Here is a 24753-nt window from a genome sequence, read left to right as displayed (position 1 = left end):
GCGTACGCTGAGTGGATCCACAGTTCGGGTTTACTCGATGTCACGAGTGTGTGATCGACGGGTTGCAGAAGTTCGGCAGTACCGTCACCGCCACTGAACACACGAGAGGGAGTAGTCCGTGGGAGATCGGCCGCAGGAGCAGCAGTTGGACCTCGCCGACGAGGCAACCGGCCAGGCATCGATCGAGACGTCGACCGTCGACGACGTGCAGCCCGGACTGTTCCCCGACGACACCGTTCCCGACGAGCTCGTCGGCTACCGGGTGCCCACGGCATGTCAGATCGCCGGCATCACCTACCGGCAGCTCGACTATTGGGCCCGCACCAACCTCGTGGTCCCGTCGATTCGCGGGGCCGCCGGCTCCGGCAGTCAGCGGCTGTACTCCTTCAAGGACATCCTCGTCCTGAAGATCGTGAAGCGTCTCCTCGACACCGGCATCTCACTGCAGAACATTCGCGTCGCGGTGGACCACCTGCGCCAGCGCGGTGTCGGCGATCTGGCGCGCATCACCCTCTTCTCCGACGGCACCACCGTCTACGAGTGCACGTCTCCGGAGGAGGTAGTCGACCTGCTGCAGGGTGGTCAGGGCGTGTTCGGGATCGCGGTCAGTGGCGCGATGCGGGAGCTGACCGGAACGATCGCCGATTTCCCGGCCGAGCGCGCGGACGGTGGCGAGGCCACCCAGAGTCCCGAGGACGAGTTGGCGTCGCGCCGGAAGAACCGCGGCGCACGCAAGACCGGCTAGGCGATCACCGCCGCTCAGCCTGTTCGGTAGGCGCGCGGTCGTGACATAGACTGACGGTGCGTCGCCGTCGCGCGGGAGAGTTCCGGGCAGATCTGTATGTGCTGCCCGGGCGCCGAAGGAGCAGCACCTCCCCGTCAATCTCTCAGGCACCCAGGACCGTGCGGGCTCCGACGCCTCTGGAAAGCGGTGGGAGCACCCACCCGCCCACGGGGAAAGGCGTACGCCGTCCGAGTCTCCGCCCGGCCGGTGTGGCAGCCGAATCTCTCAGGCGCTCGGAAGATCGAGCAGGCGACAGAGGGGGAGGACCGTTCCGCCGGAACGCATCCTGTACCCGTCGAACCGCCTGGGAGTTCACTTGATCGACGCTCGTAGCCATTCGTTCGCCGACCGTCACGTCGGCCCCGATTCGGCCGAACTGGCACGCATCCTCGACGTCGTCGGCGTCGACTCTCTCGATGAACTCGCAGCGCGCGCCGTTCCGGACAGCATCCTCGATCCTGCCTCCGACGGTGTCGCGGCGGGCCTGGACGCGTTGGATGCGCCTCTTTCCGAGCACGAGGCCCTCGCGGCCCTCGCCGAGCAGGCAGCGCGGAACACCGTCGCCACCTCGATGATCGGTCTCGGCTACTACGACACGCTCACCCCGCCCGTGCTGGTGCGGAACATCCTCGAGAACCCCGCCTGGTACACGGCGTACACCCCGTACCAGCCCGAGATCAGCCAGGGTCGGCTCGAGGCGCTGCTGAACTTCCAGACGATGGTCGGCGACCTCACCGGTATGGAGATCGCGAACTCGTCGATGCTCGACGAGGGCACGGCCGCGGCCGAAGCCATGACGCTGCTGCGCCGGGCGTCGCGGAGCAAGTCGCCGAGGTTCGTCCTCGACACCGATCTCTTCCCGCAGACCCGCGCCGTGGTGATCACCCGCGCCGAGCCGCTCGGCATCGAGATCGTCGAGGCGGACCTGACGCAGGGGCTGCCGGACGGCGAGTTCTTCGGTGTCCTCGCCCAGCTTCCGGGCGCGTCGGGCCGGGTCGTCGACCATGCCGCGATGATCGCGGAAGCGCACGAGCGCGGCGCCCTGGTGGCGGTCGGTGCAGATCTGCTGGCGATGACGCTGCTGACCCCGCCGGGCGAGCAGGGTGCCGATGCGTGCTTCGGCACCACCCAGCGCTTCGGTGTCCCGATGGGCTTCGGCGGCCCGCATGCGGGTTACCTCGCGGTCCACAGCAAGCACGCCCGCCAGCTTCCCGGACGCCTGGTCGGCATCTCGGTGGACGCGGACGGCAACAAGGCATACCGACTGGCGCTGCAGACGCGTGAGCAGCACATCCGCCGGGAGAAGGCGACCAGCAACATCTGCACCGCGCAGGTGCTGCTCGCGATCATCGCGGCGATGTACGCCAGCTATCACGGTGCGGAGGGGCTGAAGGCGATCGCGCAGCGGGTCCACCAGCGCGCCGCCTACCTGGCCGCCGGCCTGCAAGTGGCCGGCATCGAGGTCGTCCACGACGAATTCTTCGACACCGTCCTGGCCAGGGTGCCCGGTCGCGCCGACGAGATCGTCGCGAACGCCAAGGCGTGGGGCGTGAACCTGCGGCTGGTCGACGCCGACCACGTGGCTGTCGCGTGCGACGAGGCGACCACCGATGCCCACCTGCAGTCCGTGCTCGCGGCGTTCGGGATGCCCGCCGATGCCGAGATCGCCTACACCCCGGCACCGTTCGGCGACCGCACGTCGGTGTATCTGCAGCACGAGTCGTTCACGAAGTACCGCACCGAGACCGCGATGCTGCGCTACCTGCGCGCACTGTCAGACAAGGACATCGCACTCGACCGCAGCATGATCCCGCTCGGCTCGTGCACCATGAAGCTCAACGCGACTGCCGAGATGGAGCCCATCACGTGGCCCGGCTTCTCGAAGCTGCACCCGTTTGCGCCCGAGGACGCCCCCGGCATGTTGAAGGTCGTCGAGGACCTGCAGGACTGGTTGGCCGCGATCACCGGCTACGACGCGGTGAGCCTGCAGCCGAATGCCGGCAGCCAGGGCGAGTACGCGGGTCTGCTCGCGATCCGCAACTATCACCTCAGCCGTGGTGACGACCACCGCGACACCTGCCTTATCCCCTCCAGTGCGCACGGCACCAACGCCGCGTCCGCGGTCATGGCTGGTATGCGGGTCGAGGTCGTGGCGTGCCGCGAGAACGGTGACGTCGACCTCGACGACCTGCGGTCGAAGATCGCCGACCACGCCGAGCGCCTGGCCGCGATCATGATCACCTATCCGTCGACGCACGGCGTCTACGAGGAGGAGGTCGGCGAGATCTGCGCGGCCGTCCACGACGCCGGTGGTCAGGTGTACGTCGACGGTGCGAACCTGAACGCGCTCGTCGGACTCGCGCGTCCGGGCCGCTTCGGCGGCGACGTCAGCCACTTGAACCTGCACAAGACGTTCTGCATCCCGCACGGCGGCGGCGGTCCGGGCGTGGGGCCGATCGGGGTCCGTTCGCACCTGGCCCCGTTCCTGCCCGGGCACCCCCTGGCGCCCGAACTGGGTGACTGCGGACCGGTGTCGGCGGCACCCTACGGTAGTGCGTCGATTCTGCCCATCACCTGGACGTACATCAAGATGATGGGCGCCCAGGGGCTGCGCCGGGCATCGCTGACCGCGATCGCCTCGGCCAACTACATCGCCCGCCGCCTCGACGAGTACTTCCCGGTCCTCTACACGGGCGAGAACGGCATGGTGGCGCACGAGTGCATCCTCGATCTGCGTCCGCTCACGAAGGAGACCGGTGTGACGGTCGACGACGTCGCCAAGCGACTGGCGGACTACGGCTTCCACGCACCGACGATGAGCTTCCCGGTCGCCGGCACGCTCATGGTGGAGCCGACGGAGAGCGAGAACCTGGCCGAGATCGACGAGTTCTGCGACGCCATGATCTCGATTCGTGGCGAGATCGATCGGGTCGCGGCAGGGGAGTGGCCGGTCGGCGACAATCCGCTGCGCGGTGCTCCGCACACCGCCGAATGTCTTGTTTCCGAGTGGAACCACCCCTACTCACGGGAGATTGCGGTGTTCCCGCGCGGCACCGCGCGACCGAAGGTGTGGCCGGCGGTACGCCGGATCGACGGTGCCCACGGCGACCGCAACCTCGTGTGCTCGTGCCCGCCGATCGAGGCGTACTCCGGCTGACGTCCCAGAGGTGAGGGCGGGCCCTCGGATCGTGGACCCGCCCTCACCGTCTGCCGACGTTGCGCGCGGTTATGGACATCCGGACGGGACGGAAGTCAGTGAAATACCGAATCTATTGGTCCGGTCGGCGCCTTCCGATACCTGATCGTCGTTGACCTGGCGGTGCGCCCGGCACATGATCGATGGATGGTCGAGGTGCCGGACGAGGTACACACCGCACGGATCGCGGATCTGTTCGATCTGGTCGCGGACAGCTACGACAGTCTGGGCGTGCCGTTCTTCGGGCCCATCGCGGATCGTCTCGTGCGTGCCGTCGCGCCTCGGCCCGGTGCCCGAGCGCTCGACGTCGGATGCGGTAGGGGCGCGGTGCTGTTCCGCCTCGCCGACGCCGTCGGCCCGTCGGGGGAGGTGACCGGAATCGATCTCGCGCCGCGGATGGTGGCCGTGACAGGGCGCGAGGCGCGGACCCGAGGGTTGACGAACGTGCACGTCCAGGTGATGGACGCCATGCGGCCGTCCCTTCCACACGGCCGGTACGACGTCGTCACCGCGTCGTTCATGCTCTTCTTCCTGCCGGATCCGGCGGCCGCGCTGACCGCGTGGCGATCGCTCCTCGTTCCACACGGGACGGTGGGCGTGTCGACGTTCGGCGCGTGGGATCCGCGCTGGGAGGAACTCGACGATCTGTTCGCGCCGTACCGCGACACGCGCTTCTTCCCCGTGGATCCTCGCGATCCGGATGGGCCGTTCGGCGCCGATGCCGCAGTCGAGGCACTGATGCGGACCGCCGGCCTCGTCCACGAGAGGACTACGTCCTTCGATCTCGAACTGGAATTCGACGACCCCGCACAGTGGTATTCGTGGACGCGCTCCCACGGGCAGCGCATGCTGTGGGATTCGATTCCGGAGGACGAACGCGACCACGTTCGGGACGCCGCGCTCGAGCGGGTGGAGGGCTGGCGTGACGAGGACGGCCGGGTGGTCACCCGGCACAAGATCCGGTTGACGCTCGCGCAGCGTCCCTGACGTTCGGGCGCCCGGGACCGGGGGAGAGGGGGAGGGGTGTCGAGGATAATCGTTGCCGTGCTGGTGGTCGCGGCGCTTCTCGGGACGGGTTTCGCCTTCTATCGCGCATTGTCGGACGTCGCCCAGACGTCGACGGAACGGCCTCTGGCCGACGATGTGGCGACCGTACGGGGGCGGACGATGACCTGCGTCGAACTGCTGCCGGACAGCTGTTCCTTCGATATGCAGTTCGCGTTCGATCGGTGGGGTGACGGCCTGAACGCCTACCTGGCATCCGATCTCGGGCCGTGGGGCCGGGGCGTATCGGACGCCTCGGCCGCGAAGCTCGGTCTACAGGCGTGCAACCTGTCGTCGATGCCGGGGCAGACCTATCTCGAGTTCGAACGCGTCGCGCGGGCCGACCATCCCGACGCGAACACATCGCAGCTGTACCCGTTCTGGGATCAGGCCCGGCGGATTCTCTGTCCCGCAGGCTAGCCGCAGCATCCAGTCCCTCCCGCTCGGTGCGATGATTGAACTCCGTATGTGACGGAATCGAAGGAAACCCGGAATCTTGCGACTCGCTGCAATCTCACGCGGGTTCACCACCAGTTCTCGAGCAGCCACGACCGGGGAGGGTCAGTCGTCGAGGAAGCCGAGGGAGCGGGCACGATCGATCGCCTCGGTGCGCGAGTGCGCAGTCAGCTTTCGATAGAGCGTGCGCTTGTGGGTCTTGACGGTCGAGGTCGACAGGAACATCCGGCTCGCGATCTGTCCGACGGTCAGGCCCTGCACGACACCCTCGAGCACCGTCGCTTCACGGTCGGTGAGCTGCGGGAAGGCCAGCGTCGACGGGTAGTGCTCGCGGGACGGCGCCTCGAGGAACGCGGTCACCGCCGGCGAGGGTCGTGCCGCACGCTGGGAGAGAAGGACGACGGTGTCACGGTCGACGCTCGCGAAGGCGCTCCGTATACCCGTGCGGTCGGCGATCGCGCAGGCATGGGTCCAGGCACGGAGGGCGTCCTCGTCGCGGCCGAGTCGGCACGCGGCGGCCGCCTCGATCACGAGTGCTTCCAGCTGCGCTCGCGCGTACGGCGAACCCAGCCAGTCGTACCGGCGGCACATGGTGATGGCGGACTGGTGATCTCCGGTGAGAAGGTGCGCCCGTGCGGCAGCAACGACGCCCCACGGCGTGTCGGACGTCAGCGAACCGGCGATCACCCGGGACCGCGCGATGTCGCCGAGCGCGAGACACACCTCGATCTCGACAGCGGAGAGCAGCGACTGCACGAAGGCGCCGTTTGCAGTCGTCCGCGCGTCGGCGAACACACCGAGCGCCGCGAGTCCGTCCGCCGGTTCGCCCGTCGCGATGGCGTACCTGCAGCGGGCGTACGTCACGAACGGCCACAGTTCCACGACTTCCGGGAGAACGCGCAAGCTTTCGACCGCGCGTTCCGCAGACGGGAGGTCGAGTTCGTCGATCGCGGTGAGCACGCGCGCGACAGCACCGCCGATGCGGACGAGGGCTTCGATCCACTCGTCGGGCGGCGGGATCCGCGCCTCGGCGGCGAGCCAGTCGTGTGCTCGCTGCAGTTCGCCGGCGAAAGCCCAGTTGAGGGCCGAGTTGCCGGCCGCATTCCGCGAGATGTAGTCCATGCGACGTGCCGCACCGAGTCGGTGTGCGAGCCGTAGCTCGACGGTGGAGTCCGCGAAGTCGCCCGCCAACTGATACGTGAGGCCGCTCTGCATCCGGAGGAACGGCAGTATGTCGGTGATCGCGTCGGGGTCCGTGTCCAGCAGCCGTCCCACCGAAACGTGCAGCCTGCGTGTCTGATCGGCCGCGGTTTCGTAGTCGCCACCGAGGCGCTGCGAGAGAATCCGGTTCCCGACGATCGTGAGAGCTTCGCGGGGGTCCTCGACCACTGTGAGGTCGAGGAGGTCGGCGGTGTCGTAGCGGGCCTCGTCGTTCGAGGGATCGCCCGACAGCTGTCGCACGAGGTTGCGCAGCATCGTGAGACCGGGTTGGGCGTCCAGCACTTCGGCCGGCAGCGCCAGGAGCGCTTCGCGGAGGACGTCGATGTGCGTGTTGACCAGAGTTGCGGCCTGTCGGTTCAACAGATCGACGGCGAGGTCCCAGTCCTCGGCCTCGGCGGCACAGCGCAGCGCCGCGCCGTGATCGCCGCGGTCCCGATGATGGAGAGCCAGCAGCCGAGACCGCGCCGCGGGTTCGAGGCCCTCCGCGCGCTGAACGCTGACCAGTTCCGTCCGTACCGCGGGTGGCAGCATCCAGGCGTCGCCGTCGGCGGTGTCCCGGTGGTCCAGGATTCCCATGGATTCGAGGTCGTGTAGGTGGCGCGCCGAGTCGGGGCCACCACCGAGGTACTGCGCGAGCTCCACAGTGACCACACGTGCGGTCGCGGTACGGACCAGGAAGCGTCGCAGTTCGGTGTCGACCGCAGAGAGGATGTCGTGGTGGACGTATCTCGTGACCACGTCGGCGCAGGCCTGTTCGAGCACCTCGCCCGCCGGTACGCCTGCCGATGTCGTCGATGCCAGCACCGCCGTGCAGAGCCGGGGTAGTCCGCCGGTCCGGCGGTGGAGACCGTCCAGAACTGCGTCGGACGGTTCGTGCCCGGCGCAGCCGAACAGTTCCCGCAAGTCGTCGGGCGTGTACAGAAGGTCGTCTGCGCGGAGCGAGTCGTGGTCGGGCGGGAAGGTCAGCGGATCCTCGAAGGTCGACCGCCCGACCACCGTCGCCAGGACGTCGACCGCGAGGTGCTCGTCGACGAACTCGTGGATCCGGCGTTCGACGATCGGATCACCGAGCAGGTCCACGCGTTCGAGGACGATGTCCAGCGGGTCCCCGGCGCCGGTCGGTGCGCGGTAGACCTGTGTCCAGTAGTCGTCGACGGACGTCGTCGGCTGGGGCGGTGGGATGTGGAGTGTGCGGCGTCCCGCGGCCGGCGATGTCGTGAGCCACGCCGACGCCAGCGCCGACTTCCCGAACCCGTGGGGCGCCCGGACGACGGTGAGTCCCGAAGTGCGCCGGAGTCGGTGCAGCAACCTCGTCGGCGCCCAAACGGCGATCCGGTTGCTGGTGAACTCCTGGGTCATGGGTGTCCTTCGGTTTCGGCGACCGACCGCATCTGCAGAGAAGGTGGGGGCATGGAGGATCGGCAGAACTCTCATCCACGCACATATCGGGCGAACCAACCAGTGGTGGGCGCGTGTCACGTCGTTTGTCACCCGCGACTTCACCCGTGCCCGCACTGCACGCCCGGTCAGCGGGACGGTTGCGGGCGGCTCGCGAGTTCGAGGATGGTGATCTCCGGTGGCACACCGACCCGAACGGGCGGTCCCCACGCGCCTGCCCCGCGCGTCGTGTACAGCACGGTGTCGCCCACCCGGTCGAGGCCGGTCACCGACGGCTGCTGCAGGGGGACGAGATACCCCAGCGGCCACATCTGGCCACCGTGTGTGTGACCCGACAGTTGCAGGTCCACCCCGAGTTCGGACGCCTCGACCGCCTGCTTCGGCTGGTGTGCGAGGAGCAGCACGAAGCGGTCGGGGTCGCGTCCGGCGAGCGCGGCCGGAAGATTCGGTTCGTAGGGCGCGGGGGAGGTGTGGTCATGGATGCCGGCCAGGTCGATAACCCCGCCGCCGCGGTGGATCTCGACGCGCTCGTTGCGCAGCGTGCGGATACCGAGCGTGTCCCACAGATCCAGCCAGCGGCCGCCGTCGCCCGCGTAGAACTCGTGGTTGCCGCTAACCCCGAACACGCCCAGCGGGGCCCGCAGATCCCGCAACGGCTCCAGGTCGCGGCCGACCTTCGCGACGGTGCCGTCGACGAGGTCGCCGCCGAGCAGGACCAGCTCGGGCTTCTGGGCGTTGACGAGATCGACGACCTTGCGCGTGAACCCGATTCCGCGGGACGGACCGACGTGCAGGTCCGTCACGAGGGCGATGCGCATGCCGGCGAACTCGCTCGGCAGGCGCCGCAGCGGTACCCGGACCCGCTGGATCCGGGGAGTGTGGGCCTCGACGACGCCGTAGCCCGCGGCACCGATCGCGGCGACCGTCACCGCGGCCGTGGCACCGCGCAACACCCGGCGGCGGGACGGGTCGGTGGGCTGCGGGCGTCCGGCGAGGCGTGCGACACCAGACCCGGCGCCGACCAGTATCAACCCGAGCACGAGGTAGAGCAGAGCCGCAAGCCATACCCAGCCGACGAAGCCGGGGATCCGCGCCCAGGCCGGGTCGAACACCTCACCGCTACCGACCCCGACGAGCGCCAGCACCCACAGCACGATCAGCGTGACGTCGACGGCGCGGGCCGGCCGTCCGGTCAGCCCGGTCGCGCGTACCAGACGGCGGTGCACCCAGTAGCTGACCAGCGCGAGGAAGGCCCCGAAGATCGCGATGCGGATCACGGCTACGACAGCGTCTTCGCGAACGCGTCCCCGAGGGCGGGACCCTGCGTGGACGGTACGGCGATCAGCGTGCCGCCGGTGCGGTCCGCCATCGACCGGAGCGTCGCCTGATCGCTGTTCTCGCCGATCGAGACGACGTCGACCCGCACGGGGTGTGCCGCGCCGGTCAGCGACTGCATGAGCTTCTGAGTTCCGACCGAGGTGTCGTCGTTGGGTCCGTCGGTGACGAGCAGCACCGAGTTGGGGCGACCGTCGACGAACCCGTCCACCGCACTGTCGTGCGCCGCAATCACCGACGCGTAGGTCGACGTCGCGGTGGCCGGACGCAGCGACCGCAGCGCCGCCTCGATCCGCTGCCTGCGGTCGCCGTCCGACAGCGGCCCGGTCGGCACCTTCACCAGGTACGGTTTGGCACCGTCGAGGCCGCGGCTGTACACCCACAGCCCCACGTCGGACGATGTGGGCAGTGCCACGATCCGAGCGGACAGCGCGTCGACGGTGTTGCTCAGCCGGGTGCCGTCTCCGTCGGTGTAGTCCATCGACCCGGAGACGTCGAGCAGGATCGTGGTTGCCTGCGGGACGGCCGGATTCGCGAACGTCTGCGCGAGCCGCGTGGCAGCGGCCCCCGTGGCGGGGGTGAGCACCTGTCCCAGCTCGGGCATCGGTGTGCGGTCGGTGGCCGCAGGCGTGCGGTCCCCGACGCGGAACCCCGCGTCCACGAACTGTTGCACCGATTCCGGCTGCCGCATGAAGTCGACGAACTGTGCGGCTGCACGGCCGCGCGTCTCGTCGACCCACGGCGTGGCGAGGATCGTGGCGGGGTGGTCGAGGACCGGAGTCGCGCCCGCCGGTGCGTAGGCGACGAGGCCGCGCGCGTCGTCGCCGGCGGCGTACAGCTGCTGCTCGGTGGCGGGCACTGCGTGGACCGGGGCGGACGCGGGATCCGACCGGCCGGCGAGGAGCTCGACGGCATCGGCGGTGGTGGCGGGTGCGGCGTCGATGGCCTTGCTGCCGTTGGCGAGAGCGCCGACCGCGGCGACCACCTGGGGGGACGCTGCCTGTGTCTCGTCGAGGGGGCCGGTTCCGGCGTTCGCCGTCGCGGCGGCCACGGCGTCGAGCGCGGCGGCGGAATCCGGTCCGGCCGGCAGGGCGAGCTTCAGACCGCCCCAGCCGCGCAGGCCGATCCCGTCGAGCGAGTCCTTGCCGCTCTGCAGGGCGGGGAGGTTCTGCCACCCGGTCCCGGACGCCGTGAGCGCCGCCGCGAGGTCCTCGGGCGCGACGACGACCACCGGACTCGAGGCAAGTGGCTTGGGGCTGCCGTCCACCAAGCCGGCCCCTGCGAGGCGGTCGATCGCGGTGCCGCTCGCCGGGATCCACAGCGCCGGAGCCGGACCGAGATCTTCCTGCCACGGACCGTCCGGCGCCGCGGCGAGTGCCTCGGTCACCGCTGCGGTCGGAGCGTCGTACACGGTCACCGACACGCAGTGGTCGCGGACCACCGGCAGGGTGTCGGTGAACCGGGCGGCGAGATCGCGGACCGGGGCGGCGATGCTCGGGTCCGCGGCGACGTCGAGTCGGACCTCGCCCTCGACGCATGCGCCCGCCGCCGCCGTCCCCTGACTGCTCGCGCGGTCCCTGAGCTGGAACCAGCCGACGACGCCGAGCACGATCACGACCACCGACACCAACGCGATGACCGGTCCCTTGCTGACGCCGCGGGTGCGTCGATCACTGCGATGCTGCCCCACGTGGAAAACCGCCTTGCTCTCTACCGCGTCGGACCGGCGCCCGACCGGTCCCGACGAACGCAGTCTAGTGACGAATACGGACACCTCGAACGCCCGCGGCCCCGGCACCTGTGACGGTGCCGGGGCCGCGGGCGGCGCGCGCGAGGATCAGGCGTTGGCGGCCTTGTACTCGCGACGACGGCGGTGCAGGATCGGCTCGGTGTAGCCGCTGGGCTGCTTGCCGCCCTCGAGGATCAGTTCCTTGGCCGCCTGGAAGGCGATGTTGGAGTCGAAGTCCGGGGCCATCGGACGGTACGACGCGTCGCCCTCGTTCTGGCGGTCGACGACCGGCGCCATCCGCTCGAGGCTCGCGACGACGTCGGCCTCGGTGACGATGCCGTGCCGCAGCCAGTTGGCCAGCAGCTGGCTCGAGATGCGCAGCGTCGCCCGGTCCTCCATGAGTGCGACGTCGTGGATGTCGGGCACCTTGGAGCAGCCGACGCCGGCGTCGATCCAGCGCACCACGTAGCCGAGGATCGACTGGCAGTTGTTGTCGAGTTCCTGCTGCTTCTCGGCGTCGGACCAGTCGGTGGACGGGGCGAGCGGGATCGTGAGGATCTCGTCGACCGTCGCGCGGGGCTTGCCCTTCAGCTGGTCCTGGACCGCGAACACGTCCACCTGGTGGTAGTGCGTGGCGTGCAGTGTCGCGCCGGTCGGCGACGGCACCCACGCGGTGTTGGCGCCGGAGCGGGGGTGACCGATCTTCTGCTCGAGCATGTCGGCCATCAGATCGGTCATGGCCCACATGCCCTTACCGATCTGAGCCTTGCCCTGCAGACCGGTCGCGAGGCCGGTGTCGACGTTCCAGTCCTCGTACGCGGCGATCCACGTCTGCTTCTTCATGTCGGCCTTGCGCACCATCGCGCCGGCCTCCATCGAGGTGTGGATCTCGTCTCCGGTGCGGTCGAGGAAGCCGGTGTTGATGAACACCACCCGCTGGTCCGCTTCCTTGATGCAGGCCGCGAGGTTGACGGTGGTGCGCCGCTCCTCGTCCATGATGCCGACCTTGAGGGTGTTCGCCGGCAGACCCAGGACCTCTTCGACGCGGCCGAACAGCTCGGTGGTGAAGGCCACCTCCTCGGGGCCGTGCTGCTTGGGCTTGACGATGTAGATCGAGCCGGTGCGCGAGTTGTTCAGCGGGCCGTGGTCGTCGTCGATGCTCAGGCCGTGGATCGCGCACGCGCTGGTGATCAGCGCGTCGAGGATGCCCTCGGGCAGTTCGTTGCCGTCGGCGTCGAGGATCGCCGGGTTCGTCATCAGGTGTCCGACGTTGCGGACGAACAGCAGCGAGCGCCCGTGCAGGGTCAGCTCCTCACCGTCCGGCGTGGTGTAGGTGCGGTCGCCGTTGAGCGTGCGGGTGACGGTCTTGCCGCCCTTGTCGAACGACTCCGACAGGTCGCCGCGGTTGAGCCCCAGCCAGTTCCGGTACCCGACGACCTTGTCGTCGGCGTCGACCGCGGCCACCGAGTCCTCGAAGTCCATGATCGTGGTGATCGCCGACTCGAGCACGACGTCCTTGACGCCGGCACCGTCGGTCTTGCCGATCGGGGACGTCGGGTCGATCTCGATCTCGACGTGCAGGCCGTTGTTGCGCAGCAGCACCGAGGTGGGGTGGTCACCGTCGCCGAGGTAGCCGACGAACTTCTCCGGCTCGGCCAGAGTCGTCACGACCTCGCCGCCCAGTTCGACGGCCAGCTTGCCGTCGACCACGAAGTAGCGGGTGGCCTCGGTGTGCGAGCCCTTCGCCAGGGGTGCCGCCGTGTCCAGGAAATTGCGGGCCCACGCGATGACCTTGTCGCCGCGCACCTTGTTGTAGCCCTTACCCTTCTCCGCGCCACCGTCCTCGGAGATCGCGTCGGTGCCGTAGAGCGCGTCGTACAGCGAACCCCAGCGGGCGTTGGACGCGTTCAGGGCGAAGCGGGCATTGAGGACCGGGACGACAAGCTGCGGGCCGGCGGTCGTGGCGATCTCGGCGTCGACGTTCTCGGTCGCGACCTGGAACGGCTCGGGCTCGGGCAGCAGGTAGCCGATCTCCTGCAGGAACGCCTTGTACTCGGCGGCGTCGAGCGGCTTGCCCGCCCGCTCGCGATGCCACGCGTCGATCTGCGCCTGCAGGTCGTCGCGCTTGGCGAGCAGTGCCTTGTTCTTGGGGGCCAGGTCGGCGAACACCTTGCCCGCACCCTCCCAGAACGCCTCGGCGGAAACGCCGGTGCCCGGAAGAGCCTCATCGTTCACGAAGTCGTAGAGAACCTTGGCGACCTGAAGACCACCGACCTGCACGCGTTCAGTCATTGAACTGCCTCACTTTTCCGGTACCTGCGGCGCCTCGGGCAGGGACAGTTCCCTGGGAAATGCGGGGACGCCGAACGGGACGACATTGATGTTACCCGGGAGTAGCTTCGCGAGGGAGATCGGTTTCGGTACGGCTGTCCGGGTATCGACGAAAACAGCGGCAGAACGGGGCTGCACAGCTGAGGCGCGTGAGGTGGGCGCCGCCCGCGGGCGACGAGAAGGTGCTCGTCGGGAGGCGGGATCGATCACGAAAGGCGAGTTGGCCGATCGTGCGTGAATGGTACCGGTCGGTAGTCGGTGGTGTGCGGCGGGGCTTGGGGTTGTGCATCCCGATTTCGATCCGTACACCGACTACGAGGTGACGAACTCGGCGTCCGAACTGTTGGAACTGAGGCGGTTACTGTCGTGGGCATGTTCAGCACCGAGATCGAGGTCCGCACGGGCGACAGGCCAGTGGTCTACGACCTGACCCGGGACATCGAGCAATTCCTCGACGCCGCCGCCGGTGACGGCCTATTGCACGTCTGGGTGCCGCACGCCACCGCCGGTCTCGCCGTCATCGAGACCGGAGCCGGTAGCGATGATGACCTGCTCGCCGCGATCGACCTGCTGTTGCCCCGCGACGACCGCTGGCGGCACCGGCACGGCAGCCACGGCCACGGCCGCGACCACGTGCTACCGGCTTTCATTCCGCCGTTCGTGTCGGTTCCGGTGCTCGACGGCGCCCTGGCCACCGGCACCTGGCAGTCGGTCTGCCTCGTCGACACCAACATCGACAACCGCATTCGCCGGGTGCGCTTCAGCTTCTTGCCGGGGTGATCATCGCCGGACGATCGCGGCTGGCATCGGCGCGGACGGGTGGGGTCGAAGGTCCCTTTTCTCGCACCGAAGTTGACCCTGTCCGGCATGTGCCGTTTCGTGTCGATTGAAAGTTGATCAACCACAGGAGGTATCCGTGAGCGACTACGACGCCAAGATGATCATGCTGTCGACCGAGAACCTGGACGAGTCGATCCGGTTCTACACCGAGACCCTCGGGATGACCCTCAAGTTCCGCGACGGCGCGCACTTCGCCGCGCTCGACGGGGAATCGGTGACGATCGCGCTCGCGACCTCGGTGGACCACCCGATCCCCGGGAAGGTCGTCGTCGGCATCAAGACCGCCGACGTCGACTCCGCGGCGAAGGCGATCGAGGACGGCGGCGGGGCCATCGTGAAGGGCCCGTACGACGACGCGCACGAGCGGCGCGCCGTCGTCTACGACAACCAGGGCAACGGGCTGGTCTTCTACAGCCCGCTCGCCCGGAAGTAGTCGGCCGGCGGCGGAGGGCCCGCAGCGTATGACGCTGCGGGCCGCCGAGCTCATCGAGAATCCGGCACCGGCGCGGCCGGGCGCCAACCAGGCGTGCCTGCAGGAACTAGGTTGCGGCGACATCTCGGGGATCGTGAAGGGCGAGAACAACCTCCACGCCGCGTTGTTCGCGGTACCTGCAGTCATCGGACCGTCACAACCGATCGAAGTACAACCGGATGGTCTCGGCCATCAACGCTCGCCGGGACGCGAGGAACTCGGGGTACGAAGCGGCCGTGACCGTCGCGATGTCGGCGGGAATCGCGTTCTCTCGGAGATTCTTCGCCAGATCGTCTGCGTCGATCAGCTCGCCCAGCGTCAGGTCGTTCGAGGCGATCTGCTCCCGGACCTCCGCCATGTAGCGGGTTGGAGGTTTGTTGCTGATGCTGATGTTGATCGAGGTCTCGGTCAGTGCCAGGTTGGCAACCTGGTTGTAGGTGGCCCTGTCCGCATACCCGTTCTTCTGCAGGTAGTCCTTCGGTACCACGTGGTGGATGTCGCCGGACTGCTCGTGCATCGCGGCGACGGTGATGCTCTTGGACAGGAAGCCGCGGGCTCCGGTTGATACCTGTGCCGCGAGGAACGTTTGAAAGTAGGGGCTGGCAGTGCTGGTCGTCTCGAGGTTGCCGGGAAGAGCCACCTCCCAGAATCCATCCGTCAGCTCGGATTCTTCGATCTGCTTCAAGTAGGCGGCCGGCCCGAGTGCGTCGATGCGGCGGATGTCCTGCTCCCACCGGGACTCAAAACTGCCCGAATGTCGTCCCGTGAGCATTGACATCACGAACCAGCGGCGGACGATGCGTTTGCGTTCACCCTCGGACAGTGACTCGTCGGCGCGCAGTCGCAGGTACAACGCGTACGCGAAGTTCAGGGCGTTCTTCGACCCGATCATCCGTGGCGTGATGAAACCGGCCGACTTGATCGTCATCACAAAGTTTTCGAAGTGGTACTTCTTCACGATTTCGAGGAGCGCGGACTCGAGGACGTCATAGGCAGCCGGAATTCGGGCCTCGTCCACTTTGCGCGTCTCCGGGTCGCGTCCAGATAGCTCGCTGACGATCGACGACGCCTTGCCCCGGCTGAATCCGACGAGTCCTGCCACACGAATCAGGTCGCCGTACGACGGGTCGTACAGGTCCTCGGAATCATCCTTCAACCACCGGATCGCTTTCAGATACGGCGACGACGCGAACTCGACGTCGTTGTTCTCGATGTCGTCGAAGGCATGCGGGGCCACGGCGAGGTGACAGAAGTAGTCGATCAGCTTGCGAATGTTGCGGCCACGCTCCCCGTAGGTGGCGATCTTGCTCATCGCGAAGTCCGCGCTGCTCAGCGGGACACCCTTGGAGTTGATGCGGATGAAGATCTCTGACACCGTCTCGACGTCGAGATCGTCGTTGAGGGAGATGATGCCGATCTGTGCAGTCTTGATCGCTTCGAGAGCCGAGATGGCGGACTCGACTGTGCTGACATCGACATCGGGATTCGCTTCGAGGTAGTTCTTGACGAACCCGAACGTGGATGTGGCGGTGAATAGTTCGCTGACATCGGAGATCCACTGTGGATTCCTGTCGATCACCGGCGTGAGGGTCGCGAACTCTTCCTTGACGGGGTTGAACGCGATGCGGATCCGGACAGGCTTGTACTGCTTGTCGACGACGGGGAGTCCGGCCACCGCGGCACGCAAGGCGGTGACGCGCTGCTGACCGTCGATGAGGATCTGCTGGTGCGCGGCAACCTGTCCCCCTTTGAGGTTCGCGCCCACGGACTGCCACGTGATCAAGTAGCCGACCGGATAGCCCTTGTAGAGAGAGTCCAGGAGGTCGCGAACCTTCACGCTGTCCCACACGAACGGTCGCTGCAGTTCAGGAATGGCAATGTGGTCGCGGCGGACGTCCTCGAGAAGTTGAGAGACGGCGGACTGCATCACCTTGTACTTGGTCACGTTCGTGATTCTGCCGGATGTGCACATCTTGCAGGCCTCCGGCGGTCACCCGACAATCGCGTTGTCGCTGCCATCGCACCTACCCCTCGAACTGTGCTGACGGTTCCGTCCCGGCGGAACGTCGGGACGAAAGCCCTCGGACGTGTCGAGGCCGAGGTCGCCGCAGGGAGTCGGCTCCTGACATGCGCCGGCGGCGCCGAAGTGTCGACCGGACGCCATCCGTGAGTCGATCTGCAGGAGAGCTTGTTCCGGTCGAGAGGATCTGAGGCGGCTATCCGTGCGCGACAGCCGCCGCGAGTCGTTGCGCCGCATCGGCCAGCGGCACGCCGTCGTCGGCGAGCGCCGGCACCAGCAGGTCCATGCACTTGCCCAGCATGACGACCAGCAGCACCCGCAGCGCAGAGATGTCAGCGGTCACCCGCACCCGGTCGGTGCTCGGGCACGACAGCCGCGAGTACGCCTGCTCCACCGTCTGCCACTCGCCCAGCAGTCCCTCGACCAGCAGCTGCGCGCGGACCACCGGCGCGGCCGCCGGGTACAGCGACTCCTCGGTGGCCCGGTGCCACGGGCGCAGGGTGAACTCGGCGAAGTCGACCACGGCGCGGTGGGCGGCGGCGAACTCGGCGTCGCTCGCGCCGACGGTGCGGAACACGTCCCGCTCGAGTGCGGCCATGCGGCCCAGCAGGTCGAACATCGTCGCCTGCAGCTCGACGGCCGCTTCCTGGTTCGTCGTACCGGTCATCGACTTCCTCTCGTTCCGTGAGCTCGTGCCTTCGTGGGCGCTCCCACAGTAGGGGTCCCCGGCTGCCGCATCACCGTGCTGTCGCACTCACCGATACGCTTCTTTTCGTGCGTGGTGAATACAAGGTTCCCGGTGGCAAGCTCGTGATCGTCGACGTCGATGTGGAGGACGGGCAGCTGTCCCGGGTGGCGCTGTCCGGCGACTTCTTCCTCGAGCCGGACGACGCACTCGAGGACATCGTCGCCGCGGTCACCGGGCTGCCGACCACCGCCGACGCCACCCGAATCGGCCAGGCGATCGCCGAGAAGATCGGCGACGACGTGGCTCTGATCGGATTCACCCCCGAATCGGTCGGTATCGCGATCCGCCGAGCGCTCGGCCACGCGACCAGCTGGCACGACCACACCTTCGACGTCATCGAACCGGTGGTGCTGGACCCGGCGATGCACGTCGCGCTCGACGAGGTGATCACCCGGGAGGTGGCCACCGGTGAGCGCCGCCCGACGCTGCGATTCTGGGACTGGGATTCTCCGCTGGTGGTGCTCGGCTCGTTCCAGTCGGTGCGCAACGAGGTCGACGAGGAGGCCGCGGCCCGGCACGGTATCGGCATCGTGCGACGCATCTCCGGCGGCGGGGCGATGTTCATGGAACCGGGCAACTGCATCACCTACTCGCTGTCGGTGCCCACGTCCCTGGTCGACGGGCTGAGTTTCGAACGCTCGTACGAGTTCCTCGACCAGTGGGTGATGGGCGCGCTCGCCGACGTCGGCATCAAGGCCCGGTACGTCCCGCTCAACGACATCGCATCCGAACAGGGCAAGATCGGTGGCGCCGCGCAGAAACGCTTCGCGGCCGGTGCGGTCGTCCACCACGTGACCATGGCCTACGACATCGACGCCGACAAGATGACCGACGTGTTGCGCATCGGCCGGGAGAAGATATCCGACAAGGGCATCACCAGCTCCGGCAAACGGGTCGACCCGATGCGCTCGCAGACCGGGATGGCGCGCGATGCGATCATCGCCGCCTTCCTCGCGCACTTCCGCGCCCGCTACGACACGACTACCAGCGCTTACACCGACGCCGAGTTGGCGGCCGCGCAGCAACTGGTCGACACCAAGTTCGCCAACCCGGAGTGGACGTATCGGGTGCCGTGACCGGGGTGTCAGTCCGTCGGCGCCGACTCTGTGATCCAGCTGGCGACCTGCACGCGTGAGGTGAAGCCCAGCTTCGTCAGGATGTGGTCGACGTGGCCGTCGACGGTGCGGCGCGAGATCGTGAGCCTCTGTGCGATCTCCTTGTTGGTCAGGCCTTCCGCGACGAGTTCGGCAACCTCGTGCTCCCGCTTGGTCAGCACCGTCCGCTCCTGACCGGGCGTGTCCGGCATCGGCTCGCGGGACTGTTCACCGAGCGTGTACGCGATCGCGTCCGCGGTGGTCATCGATGCACCCTCACGGTGCGCGGCGTCGAGCGTCTTCGCGTCCAGCGCCTCGCGGACCGTCTCTTCGTAGGTGTTCTGGTGAACGAGCAGATTGGGGAAGAAGACCGGGTTGCTACCGACGAGCCGGCGGTGGGCGTCGGCCGCTCCCATGACGACGGCCGCGCGTCGCACCTGACCGTTCTCCGCGTCGAGCCAGGCCAGCGCCTGCAGGCACGTGAAGACCATCAGTGGATCGCGAGTCTGCCGGGTCAGGCGCAGTCCCGCTTCGAGAAGTTCGGTTGCGTGCTCGCGATCGCCCGAGCGCCAGGTGTCGACTCCGTTGGCCCACAGTGAATAGCCGCGATGAATGTATTCGCCGTGGCCCTGCGCGATGGCGAGAGCGCGGCCCTGGAAGGTCAGAGCCTGCGAGGTGTGGTCACCGACGTGGGCCCAGCCGAGCAGACTGAGCGCCTCGAGCTGGAGTTGCGGATACGCGTCGACGCCGGGGGTGTCCGCCGCGAACCGCAGGCGTACCCGAGCCTGTTCGAGGTCGCCGCTGCAGAAGGCTGTGATCCCGGCGGCCATCGCGACGTAGGCGCGGGCGATCGGGTCCGCCGCCGGCGACTCCAGTGCAAGCGCGTCCTCGGCTCGGGCAGCGGCGACCGTGAGGTCACCTTGGAAGGCGGCCAGGATCGCGGCCGCGAAGAGCGATTTGGCCTGGAGGGTGGTCGGTTGCCGGTGGGTTTGGTCGAGTGCGCGATGGAGCCAGCGCCGGCCCTCGGCGAACAGGCCGCGTGCGATCCAGAACGGGTAGAGGGCGGCCGCGAGGGGCAGCGCGCTTCCGTCGTTCTCGGCGATCGCGAAGTCGAATGCCTCCCGCAGGTTCGGCAGTTCCCCGCGAAGCCGATCGCTCCAGTCGAGCTGCCGGGGACTGATCCAGTCGGCCTCCGCGTCCAGCGCCATCCGGGTGTACCAGTCGCGGAACCGCAACCGCAGATTCACATCGCCCGCGGTCTCGTCCAGCTGTTCGCGGCCGAAACCACGGACCGTGTCGAGCATCCGGTAGCGAGCCCGGCCGCGGGCGTCCTCGCGGACGATGATCGACTTGTCCACCAACGACGCCAGGATGTCGAGCAGGTCGCCGGCACAGTCCTCCCCGCAGATGTGCTCGACGTCGTCGATGTCGAAGCTCCCGGTGAACAGCGACAGCCGGCGCCACAGCTGCTGTTCCTCGGGGGTGCACAGGTCGTAGCTCCACCCGATGCTCCACTTCAGCGTCTGCTGTCGGGGCGGCACACCTCGACTGCTCCACGTCAGCAGGCCGCGACGCTCGATCAGGCGCTGCAGGATCTGCTCGGGTGACAGGGCGCGGGTGCGGGCCGCAGCCAGTTCGATTGCCAGCGGCAACCCGTCGAGCCGGGCGCAGATCTTGGCGATCGTCGCGGTGTTGTCGTCCGTCAGTGCGAACCCCGGCACCGCGGAGGCGGCCCGTTCGGCGAACAGGGCGACGGCGTCGAACCGGGACACCTTGATCACCGGTTGGCTCCGGTCCCGGCTCGGCGTGGTCAGCGGGGACACCGGAATGACGGTCTCGCAGCCGAGTCCGAGCAGTTCCCGGCTCGTGGTGAGGACATGCAGGCCGGCGCACCGCTCCAGCAACGTCTGGACCAGCTCCGCGACCGCGTCGACGACCTGTTCGCAATTGTCGAGAACGAGGAGCCTGGCCCCCTCGGCCATGGCTTCGACGAGCGAATCCCGGGGTGGGCGGCCGGTGTAGTCGCGCACCCCCAGCGTGGTGGCGACGACGTCGACGACGAAGTCCGGGTCGTGGACATCGGCGAGTTCGATGAGCCACACGCCGTCGGGGAAGTTCCGCCGGACCGAGGTCGCGACGCGCAGAGCGAGCCTGGTCTTGCCGACACCGCCGATGCCGGTGAGCGTCACGAGACGGCATTCGGTGAGCGCGCCACGAACCGCAGTGAGTTCGTGGCGGCGACCGACGAAACTGGTGAGATCGGCCGGGAGTCGGCCGTGACCGGGCGACGGACCGGACGCCTGGTGGGGCCCGAGGGTGTCGACGTCGGCCATTCCGCCACCTACGTTTCCGTCAGATCAACACAACCGAGACTACTCGCCGGGCCGGGTGGAGGCGCCGCGCACGAACCGGCCGGTGCCGGTGTAGTCGGCGATGCGCTGCTGCGGCATCGGCCGTGACGGCTGGATATGGCTAACTGTGCGCCGTGACCAGCAGTGCCCGGCACCGTTCGACCAGGTGCGTCCGCAGTCGCGCGGCCCGTTCCGCCAGCGACACCTGCTCGCGGACGTAGTCGGCGCGCCCCTGGGGGGTCTCGATGCGGACGGGTTCGTACCCGTACTCGGTCAGGTCGTAGGGGCTGGCCTTCATGTCCAACTCCCGCGCGTCCGTTGCCAAACGGAAACAGTCGATGACGAGTTCGGATTCGACGAGCGGCCCGAGCTTGGTCGCCCACTTGTACAGGTCCATGCCCGCGTGCAGGCAGCCGGGCTGTTCCCGGGCGACCTGCGTGTCCCGCGTGAGCGCTGCCTCGTTGCGGGGGACCGCGTCGGGGGTGAAGAAGCGGAACGCGTCGAAGTGCGTGCAGCGCAGTTGCATCGACTCGACCACTTCGTCGGTGCCGGCGTGCCCCAGTCGCAGCGGGACCTGCGCGTGCCGCACCGCTTCCTCGCCGCCGCGGTACACCATCGCCCACTCGTGCAGACCGAAGCAGCTCAGCTGGGGGCGCCGGGCGGCGGTGGCGGACAGCAGCTCGGCGACGAATTCGACCGTCTCGCGACGCCGTGCCAGGACGTCGGGGGACAGGGCCACCAGATCGTCGGCGGTTTCGTAGCCGGCGTAGATGAGGTAGTCGCGCGCCGACGGCCCGGCGAGGGCGGTGCCGTACCCGGGATGCCAGCGGCGCAGTTGGTTCGGTTTGACGCTGTAGTAGGTGAACAGGAAGTCGTGCACGGGATGCTTGACGCCCGCGGCCTTGCGCTGCAGGTGCGGCCCGACGAGATCCGCCACCACCTCTCGGTGGCGGTCCCGCCGGGCAGTCCACACCTCTTCCGGCAGAACTGCCGAACTCACTACTCTCAGACCGCCTTCTGACCGGGTACGACGTCGACGATCCGGTGGGTGCCGTCCCGCACCGTGCCGACGAACTCCTCGACCAGATCCTCGAGCGCGACGATACCGATCACCGCACCCGACGCGTCGACCACCGCACCGAGGTGCGAGTTGGTGCGGCGCAGCCGGGCGAGCGCGTCGTCGAGCGGCAGCGTCACCGAGATCAGCGGCAGCCGGCGGATGTCCGAGCGCGGGATCACCGTCTCGGGTCCGGCGGCCTCGTCGGCGATCCGATCGAGCACGTCCTTGAGGTGCAGGTAGCCGATCAGAGCACCGTCGGCGCCGCGCACCGGGTAGCGCGAGTAGCCGGTCTGCACGACCGCTTCCTCCACCGCTCCCAGCGTGGTGCCGCCGTCCCGGAAGGGGACGGTGCGCATCTTGGCCGACGGGATCATGACGTCGGCGACGGTGCGGCCCTCGGTCTCGAGCGCCTGCGTCAGCCGGCGGTGCTCCTCCTCGTCGATCAGGCCCTCGGTGTGGGATTCGCCGATCATCTCGGACAGCTCCATCGTGGACACCGTGGCGTCGAGCTCGTCCTTCGGTTCCACGCGCAGCATCTTCAGGATGCCGTTGGCGCTGATGTTGTAGAACGCGATGAGCGGCCTGGCGAGCTTGATGAACGCCAGGTGCGCGGGCACCAGCAGCATCGCGGTCTTCTCCGGTCCGGCGATCGCGATGTTCTTGGGGACCATCTCGCCGAGCAGGATGTGCAACACGACGACCAGACCCAGCGCGATCGTGAACGCGATCGGGTGGAGCAGGGCGTCGGGTACGCCGAGCGCGTCCATCGGGGCCTCGATGAGGTGCGCGATGGCGGGTTCGCCGACCTTACCGAGCAGGATCGAGCAGATCGTGATGCCCAATTGGGCCCCGGCGAGCATCAGCGACAGGTTCTCGCCGGCCTTGATGACGGTGGCCGCACGCTTCTTGCCCTGCGCGTGCAGCGCGTCGAGCCGGTCCCTGCGGGCGGTGATGAGCGCGAACTCGGCGCCCACGAAGAACGCGTTGCCGGCCAGAAGGACGACGGTGAGCAGAACACCGAACAGGTCACCCATGGTGCGTCACCTCCCGCGCCGGCTCGATCGCCGGCACCGGGGTGAGCAAAACCCGGTCGATGCGGCGACCGTCCATCGTCAGGACCCGGGCGATCCAGCCGCGGCCGTCGGGGCCGGCGGGCAGGCCGTTCGCGTCCGGCAGTGCCACCTCGTCGCCCTCGACCGGGATGCGGCCGAGCGACGTGAGCACCAGGCCGCCGAGCGTGTCGTACTCGCCCTCGGGAGCGAGGTAGCCGGTGGCACGGCTGACCTCGTCGGTGCGCAGCAGTCCGGAGCAGGCCCAGCTGTGGCCCACCCGCTGGACGTCGATCTCGGGTTCGTCGTGCTCGTCGCGGACGTCCCCGAGGATCTCCTCGATGAGGTCCTCCATCGTCACGACGCCGGCGGTGCCGCCGTACTCGTCGACGACGAGGGCGACCTGCATGCCGTCCGCGCGGACCTGTTCCATCACCGCGTCGCCGTCGAGCGTCGACGGCACCACCGGCACGGCCTGCGCGAGCGAATCCAGCCGGGTGGTGGAACGGCGGGCCGCGGGCACGGTGAACGCGTGCTTGATGTGAACGACACCGATCGTGTTGTCCAGATCGCCGTCGACGACCGGGAATCGCGAGAATCCGGTGCGCGAGGCGGCCTCGAGCAGATCGGTCACCGTGGCGTCGGTATCGAGTGTCTCGATCTTCACGCGGGGTGTCATCAACTCCTCGGCGCTCAGTTCGCCGAAGCGCAGCGATCGGTTCACCAGCAGCGCGGTGCCGGCGTCGAGCGATCCGCGCTCGGCGGACGTGCGGACGAGGGAGCCGAGTTCCTGTGGCGACCGGGCCGATCGCAGTTCCTCGGCGGGCTCGATGCCGAGACGGCGGACCACCCAGTTGGCGGTGCCGTTGAGCCCGTTGATCGCCCACTTGAAGATCAGCGAGAAGCCGGCCTGCAGCCCCGCGGTGGCGCGGGCGGTCGGCAGCGGCCTCGAAATCGCCAGGTTCTTGGGCACCAGCTCTCCGAAGATCATCGAGAACGACGTCGCGATGATCAGCGCGAGGGCCAGCGAGATGCCGCCGGCCGTGGCATCGGACAGCCCGACGCCGGTGAGCAGCGGGGTGATGAACCGCGCGAGCACGGGCTCGGCCAGGTAACCGGTGATCAGTGTCGTGATGGTGATGCCCAACTGGGCGCCGGACAGCTGGAACGACAGCGTGCGATGCGCGTGCTGGACCTGCCGGGCACGCCGATCGCCGCCGCGCGCGTGGGCGTCGACGGTGCTGCGCTCGAGCGCGGTCAGGGAGAATTCGGCCGCCACGAAGAGGGCGGTGCCTGCGGTCAAGGCGATGAAGCCGACCAGGCTGAGGACGGTCAGTGCGACGTTCACGTCAGCACCACCCGACCCGGGGAGGGGGAGTTGCTGGGGGCGCCGGGTTTGTCACCCGGCTCGCTAGGGGAGCCCTCGGACTCGGCGTCCGGGCCCGAAGCGGTCGCGACGGGCTGTGCGTCGGGGGGCGTGTGTATGGGTGCCTCGGGCACCGGCGTCCTCTCTGTCGGGCGGCACATGTCGTCGGTTTCAACCGAAGCAGCGCCGACGATATTTCAGGAAACGAAGCCACCACTATATCGGGCGCGAATCGAACGGGATGAAACAGACATCCCGC

At 68.3% G+C, this 24753-nt stretch carries 17 protein-coding genes and 1 riboswitch; of the genes, 7 read left to right on the top strand and 10 right to left on the bottom strand.

The window, feature by feature from the left end:
- Positions 1-118: 118 nt before the first annotated feature.
- The 4 genes from A6I89_RS13770 (at position 119) to A6I89_RS13755 (ending at position 5444) form a co-directional block, all read left to right on the top strand.
- Complete coding sequence (locus A6I89_RS13770) at positions 119-745, top strand: MerR family transcriptional regulator (protein ID WP_005513087.1); 627 nt, start codon at positions 119-121, stop codon at positions 743-745.
- Positions 746-807: 62 nt separating this feature from the next.
- Positions 808-914, top strand: a riboswitch (glycine riboswitch).
- A gap of 186 nt (positions 915-1100) precedes the next feature.
- Positions 1101-3941 (top strand): aminomethyl-transferring glycine dehydrogenase, encoded by a 2841-nt coding sequence (gene gcvP, locus A6I89_RS13765; RefSeq protein WP_022596109.1) that lies wholly within the window; start codon positions 1101-1103, stop codon positions 3939-3941.
- 186 nt (positions 3942-4127) lie between these two features.
- Positions 4128-4967, top strand: coding sequence for a class I SAM-dependent methyltransferase (locus A6I89_RS13760; protein ID WP_005513090.1), 840 nt, complete (start codon positions 4128-4130; stop codon positions 4965-4967).
- Between the two features lie 36 nt (positions 4968-5003).
- Entirely contained in the window at positions 5004-5444 is a 441-nt protein-coding gene (locus A6I89_RS13755; protein ID WP_049910376.1) for a hypothetical protein, read from the top strand.
- Between the two features lie 141 nt (positions 5445-5585).
- Here A6I89_RS13755 and A6I89_RS13750 read toward each other — a convergent pair whose 3' ends face one another.
- From A6I89_RS13750 to A6I89_RS13735, 4 genes are all read right to left on the bottom strand, one after another.
- Positions 5586-8060, bottom strand: a complete 2475-nt coding sequence (locus tag A6I89_RS13750; RefSeq protein ID WP_022596104.1) for a LuxR C-terminal-related transcriptional regulator — start codon at positions 8058-8060, stop codon at positions 5586-5588.
- A 167-nt stretch (positions 8061-8227) separates the two neighbouring features.
- Positions 8228-9376, bottom strand: a complete 1149-nt coding sequence (locus A6I89_RS13745; protein ID WP_022596102.1) for a metallophosphoesterase — start codon at positions 9374-9376, stop codon at positions 8228-8230.
- A 2-nt stretch (positions 9377-9378) separates the two neighbouring features.
- Positions 9379-11124: a substrate-binding domain-containing protein gene (locus A6I89_RS13740; RefSeq protein WP_022596100.1), complete on the bottom strand. Its 1746-nt coding sequence runs from the start codon at positions 11122-11124 to the stop codon at positions 9379-9381.
- Positions 11125-11271: 147 nt separating this feature from the next.
- Entirely contained in the window at positions 11272-13455 is a 2184-nt protein-coding gene (locus A6I89_RS13735; RefSeq protein WP_022596098.1) for a malate synthase G, read from the bottom strand.
- 411 nt (positions 13456-13866) lie between these two features.
- On the opposite strand from A6I89_RS13735, the gene A6I89_RS13730 reads away from it, so the two are divergent.
- Together A6I89_RS13730 and A6I89_RS13725 are read left to right on the top strand one after the other, a co-directional pair.
- Positions 13867-14274 carry a YjbQ family protein gene (locus A6I89_RS13730; protein WP_022596096.1) on the top strand — a complete coding sequence of 136 codons (408 nt, stop codon included), beginning with the start codon at positions 13867-13869 and terminating at the stop codon, positions 14272-14274.
- Positions 14275-14410: 136 nt separating this feature from the next.
- Complete coding sequence (locus tag A6I89_RS13725; protein WP_022596094.1) at positions 14411-14767, top strand: VOC family protein; 357 nt, start codon at positions 14411-14413, stop codon at positions 14765-14767.
- Between the two features lie 193 nt (positions 14768-14960).
- Here A6I89_RS13725 and A6I89_RS13720 read toward each other — a convergent pair whose 3' ends face one another.
- Both A6I89_RS13720 and A6I89_RS13715 read right to left on the bottom strand, forming a co-directional pair.
- Positions 14961-16751 carry a GmrSD restriction endonuclease domain-containing protein gene (locus A6I89_RS13720; protein ID WP_022596092.1) on the bottom strand — a complete coding sequence of 597 codons (1791 nt, stop codon included), beginning with the start codon at positions 16749-16751 and terminating at the stop codon, positions 14961-14963.
- Positions 16752-17022: 271 nt separating this feature from the next.
- Positions 17023-17493 carry a hypothetical protein gene (locus A6I89_RS13715; protein WP_022596089.1) on the bottom strand — a complete coding sequence of 157 codons (471 nt, stop codon included), beginning with the start codon at positions 17491-17493 and terminating at the stop codon, positions 17023-17025.
- Between the two features lie 107 nt (positions 17494-17600).
- Between A6I89_RS13715 and A6I89_RS13710 the strand changes: the two genes are divergently transcribed.
- The gene (locus tag A6I89_RS13710) at positions 17601-18650 is read left to right on the top strand and encodes a lipoate-protein ligase LplAB (protein ID WP_022596087.1); all 1050 of its coding nucleotides are present in this window, start codon (positions 17601-17603) and stop codon (positions 18648-18650) included.
- Positions 18651-18658: 8 nt separating this feature from the next.
- Here A6I89_RS13710 and A6I89_RS13705 read toward each other — a convergent pair whose 3' ends face one another.
- From A6I89_RS13705 to A6I89_RS13690, 4 genes are all read right to left on the bottom strand, one after another.
- Positions 18659-21001, bottom strand: coding sequence for a LuxR C-terminal-related transcriptional regulator (locus A6I89_RS13705; RefSeq protein WP_022596085.1), 2343 nt, complete (start codon positions 20999-21001; stop codon positions 18659-18661).
- Between the two features lie 139 nt (positions 21002-21140).
- The gene (locus A6I89_RS13700) at positions 21141-22019 is read right to left on the bottom strand and encodes a hypothetical protein (RefSeq protein ID WP_044991039.1); all 879 of its coding nucleotides are present in this window, start codon (positions 22017-22019) and stop codon (positions 21141-21143) included.
- 5 nt (positions 22020-22024) lie between these two features.
- Positions 22025-23113, bottom strand: a complete 1089-nt coding sequence (locus tag A6I89_RS13695) for a hemolysin family protein (RefSeq protein WP_022596082.1) — start codon at positions 23111-23113, stop codon at positions 22025-22027.
- Positions 23106-24476 carry a hemolysin family protein gene (locus A6I89_RS13690; RefSeq protein ID WP_005513103.1) on the bottom strand — a complete coding sequence of 457 codons (1371 nt, stop codon included), beginning with the start codon at positions 24474-24476 and terminating at the stop codon, positions 23106-23108. The genes A6I89_RS13695 and A6I89_RS13690 overlap by 8 nt, the downstream gene beginning before the upstream one ends.
- Between the last annotated feature and the right edge of the window lie 277 nt (positions 24477-24753).

Origin of the sequence: Prescottella equi, assembly GCF_002094305.1 — a bacterium.
Classification (GTDB): domain Bacteria; phylum Actinomycetota; class Actinomycetes; order Mycobacteriales; family Mycobacteriaceae; genus Prescottella; species Prescottella equi.
This window is presented reverse-complemented; position numbering and strand designations above follow the sequence as displayed.

Excerpts from the sequence above, each read along its gene's own strand:
- A6I89_RS13760 (WP_005513090.1), top strand. The coding sequence starts at position 4,128 with ATGGTCGAGGTGCCGGACGAGGTACACACCGCACGGATCGCGGATCTG.
- A6I89_RS13750 (WP_022596104.1), bottom strand. The coding sequence starts at position 8,060 with ATGACCCAGGAGTTCACCAGCAACCGGATCGCCGTTTGGGCGCCGACG.
- A6I89_RS13735 (WP_022596098.1), bottom strand. The coding sequence starts at position 13,455 with ATGACTGAACGCGTGCAGGTCGGTGGTCTTCAGGTCGCCAAGGTTCTC.
- A6I89_RS13730 (WP_022596096.1), top strand. The coding sequence starts at position 13,867 with ATGTTCAGCACCGAGATCGAGGTCCGCACGGGCGACAGGCCAGTGGTC.
- A6I89_RS13715 (WP_022596089.1), bottom strand. The coding sequence starts at position 17,493 with ATGACCGGTACGACGAACCAGGAAGCGGCCGTCGAGCTGCAGGCGACG.
- A6I89_RS13705 (WP_022596085.1), bottom strand. The coding sequence starts at position 21,001 with ATGGCCGACGTCGACACCCTCGGGCCCCACCAGGCGTCCGGTCCGTCG.
- A6I89_RS13695 (WP_022596082.1), bottom strand. The coding sequence starts at position 23,113 with ATGGGTGACCTGTTCGGTGTTCTGCTCACCGTCGTCCTTCTGGCCGGC.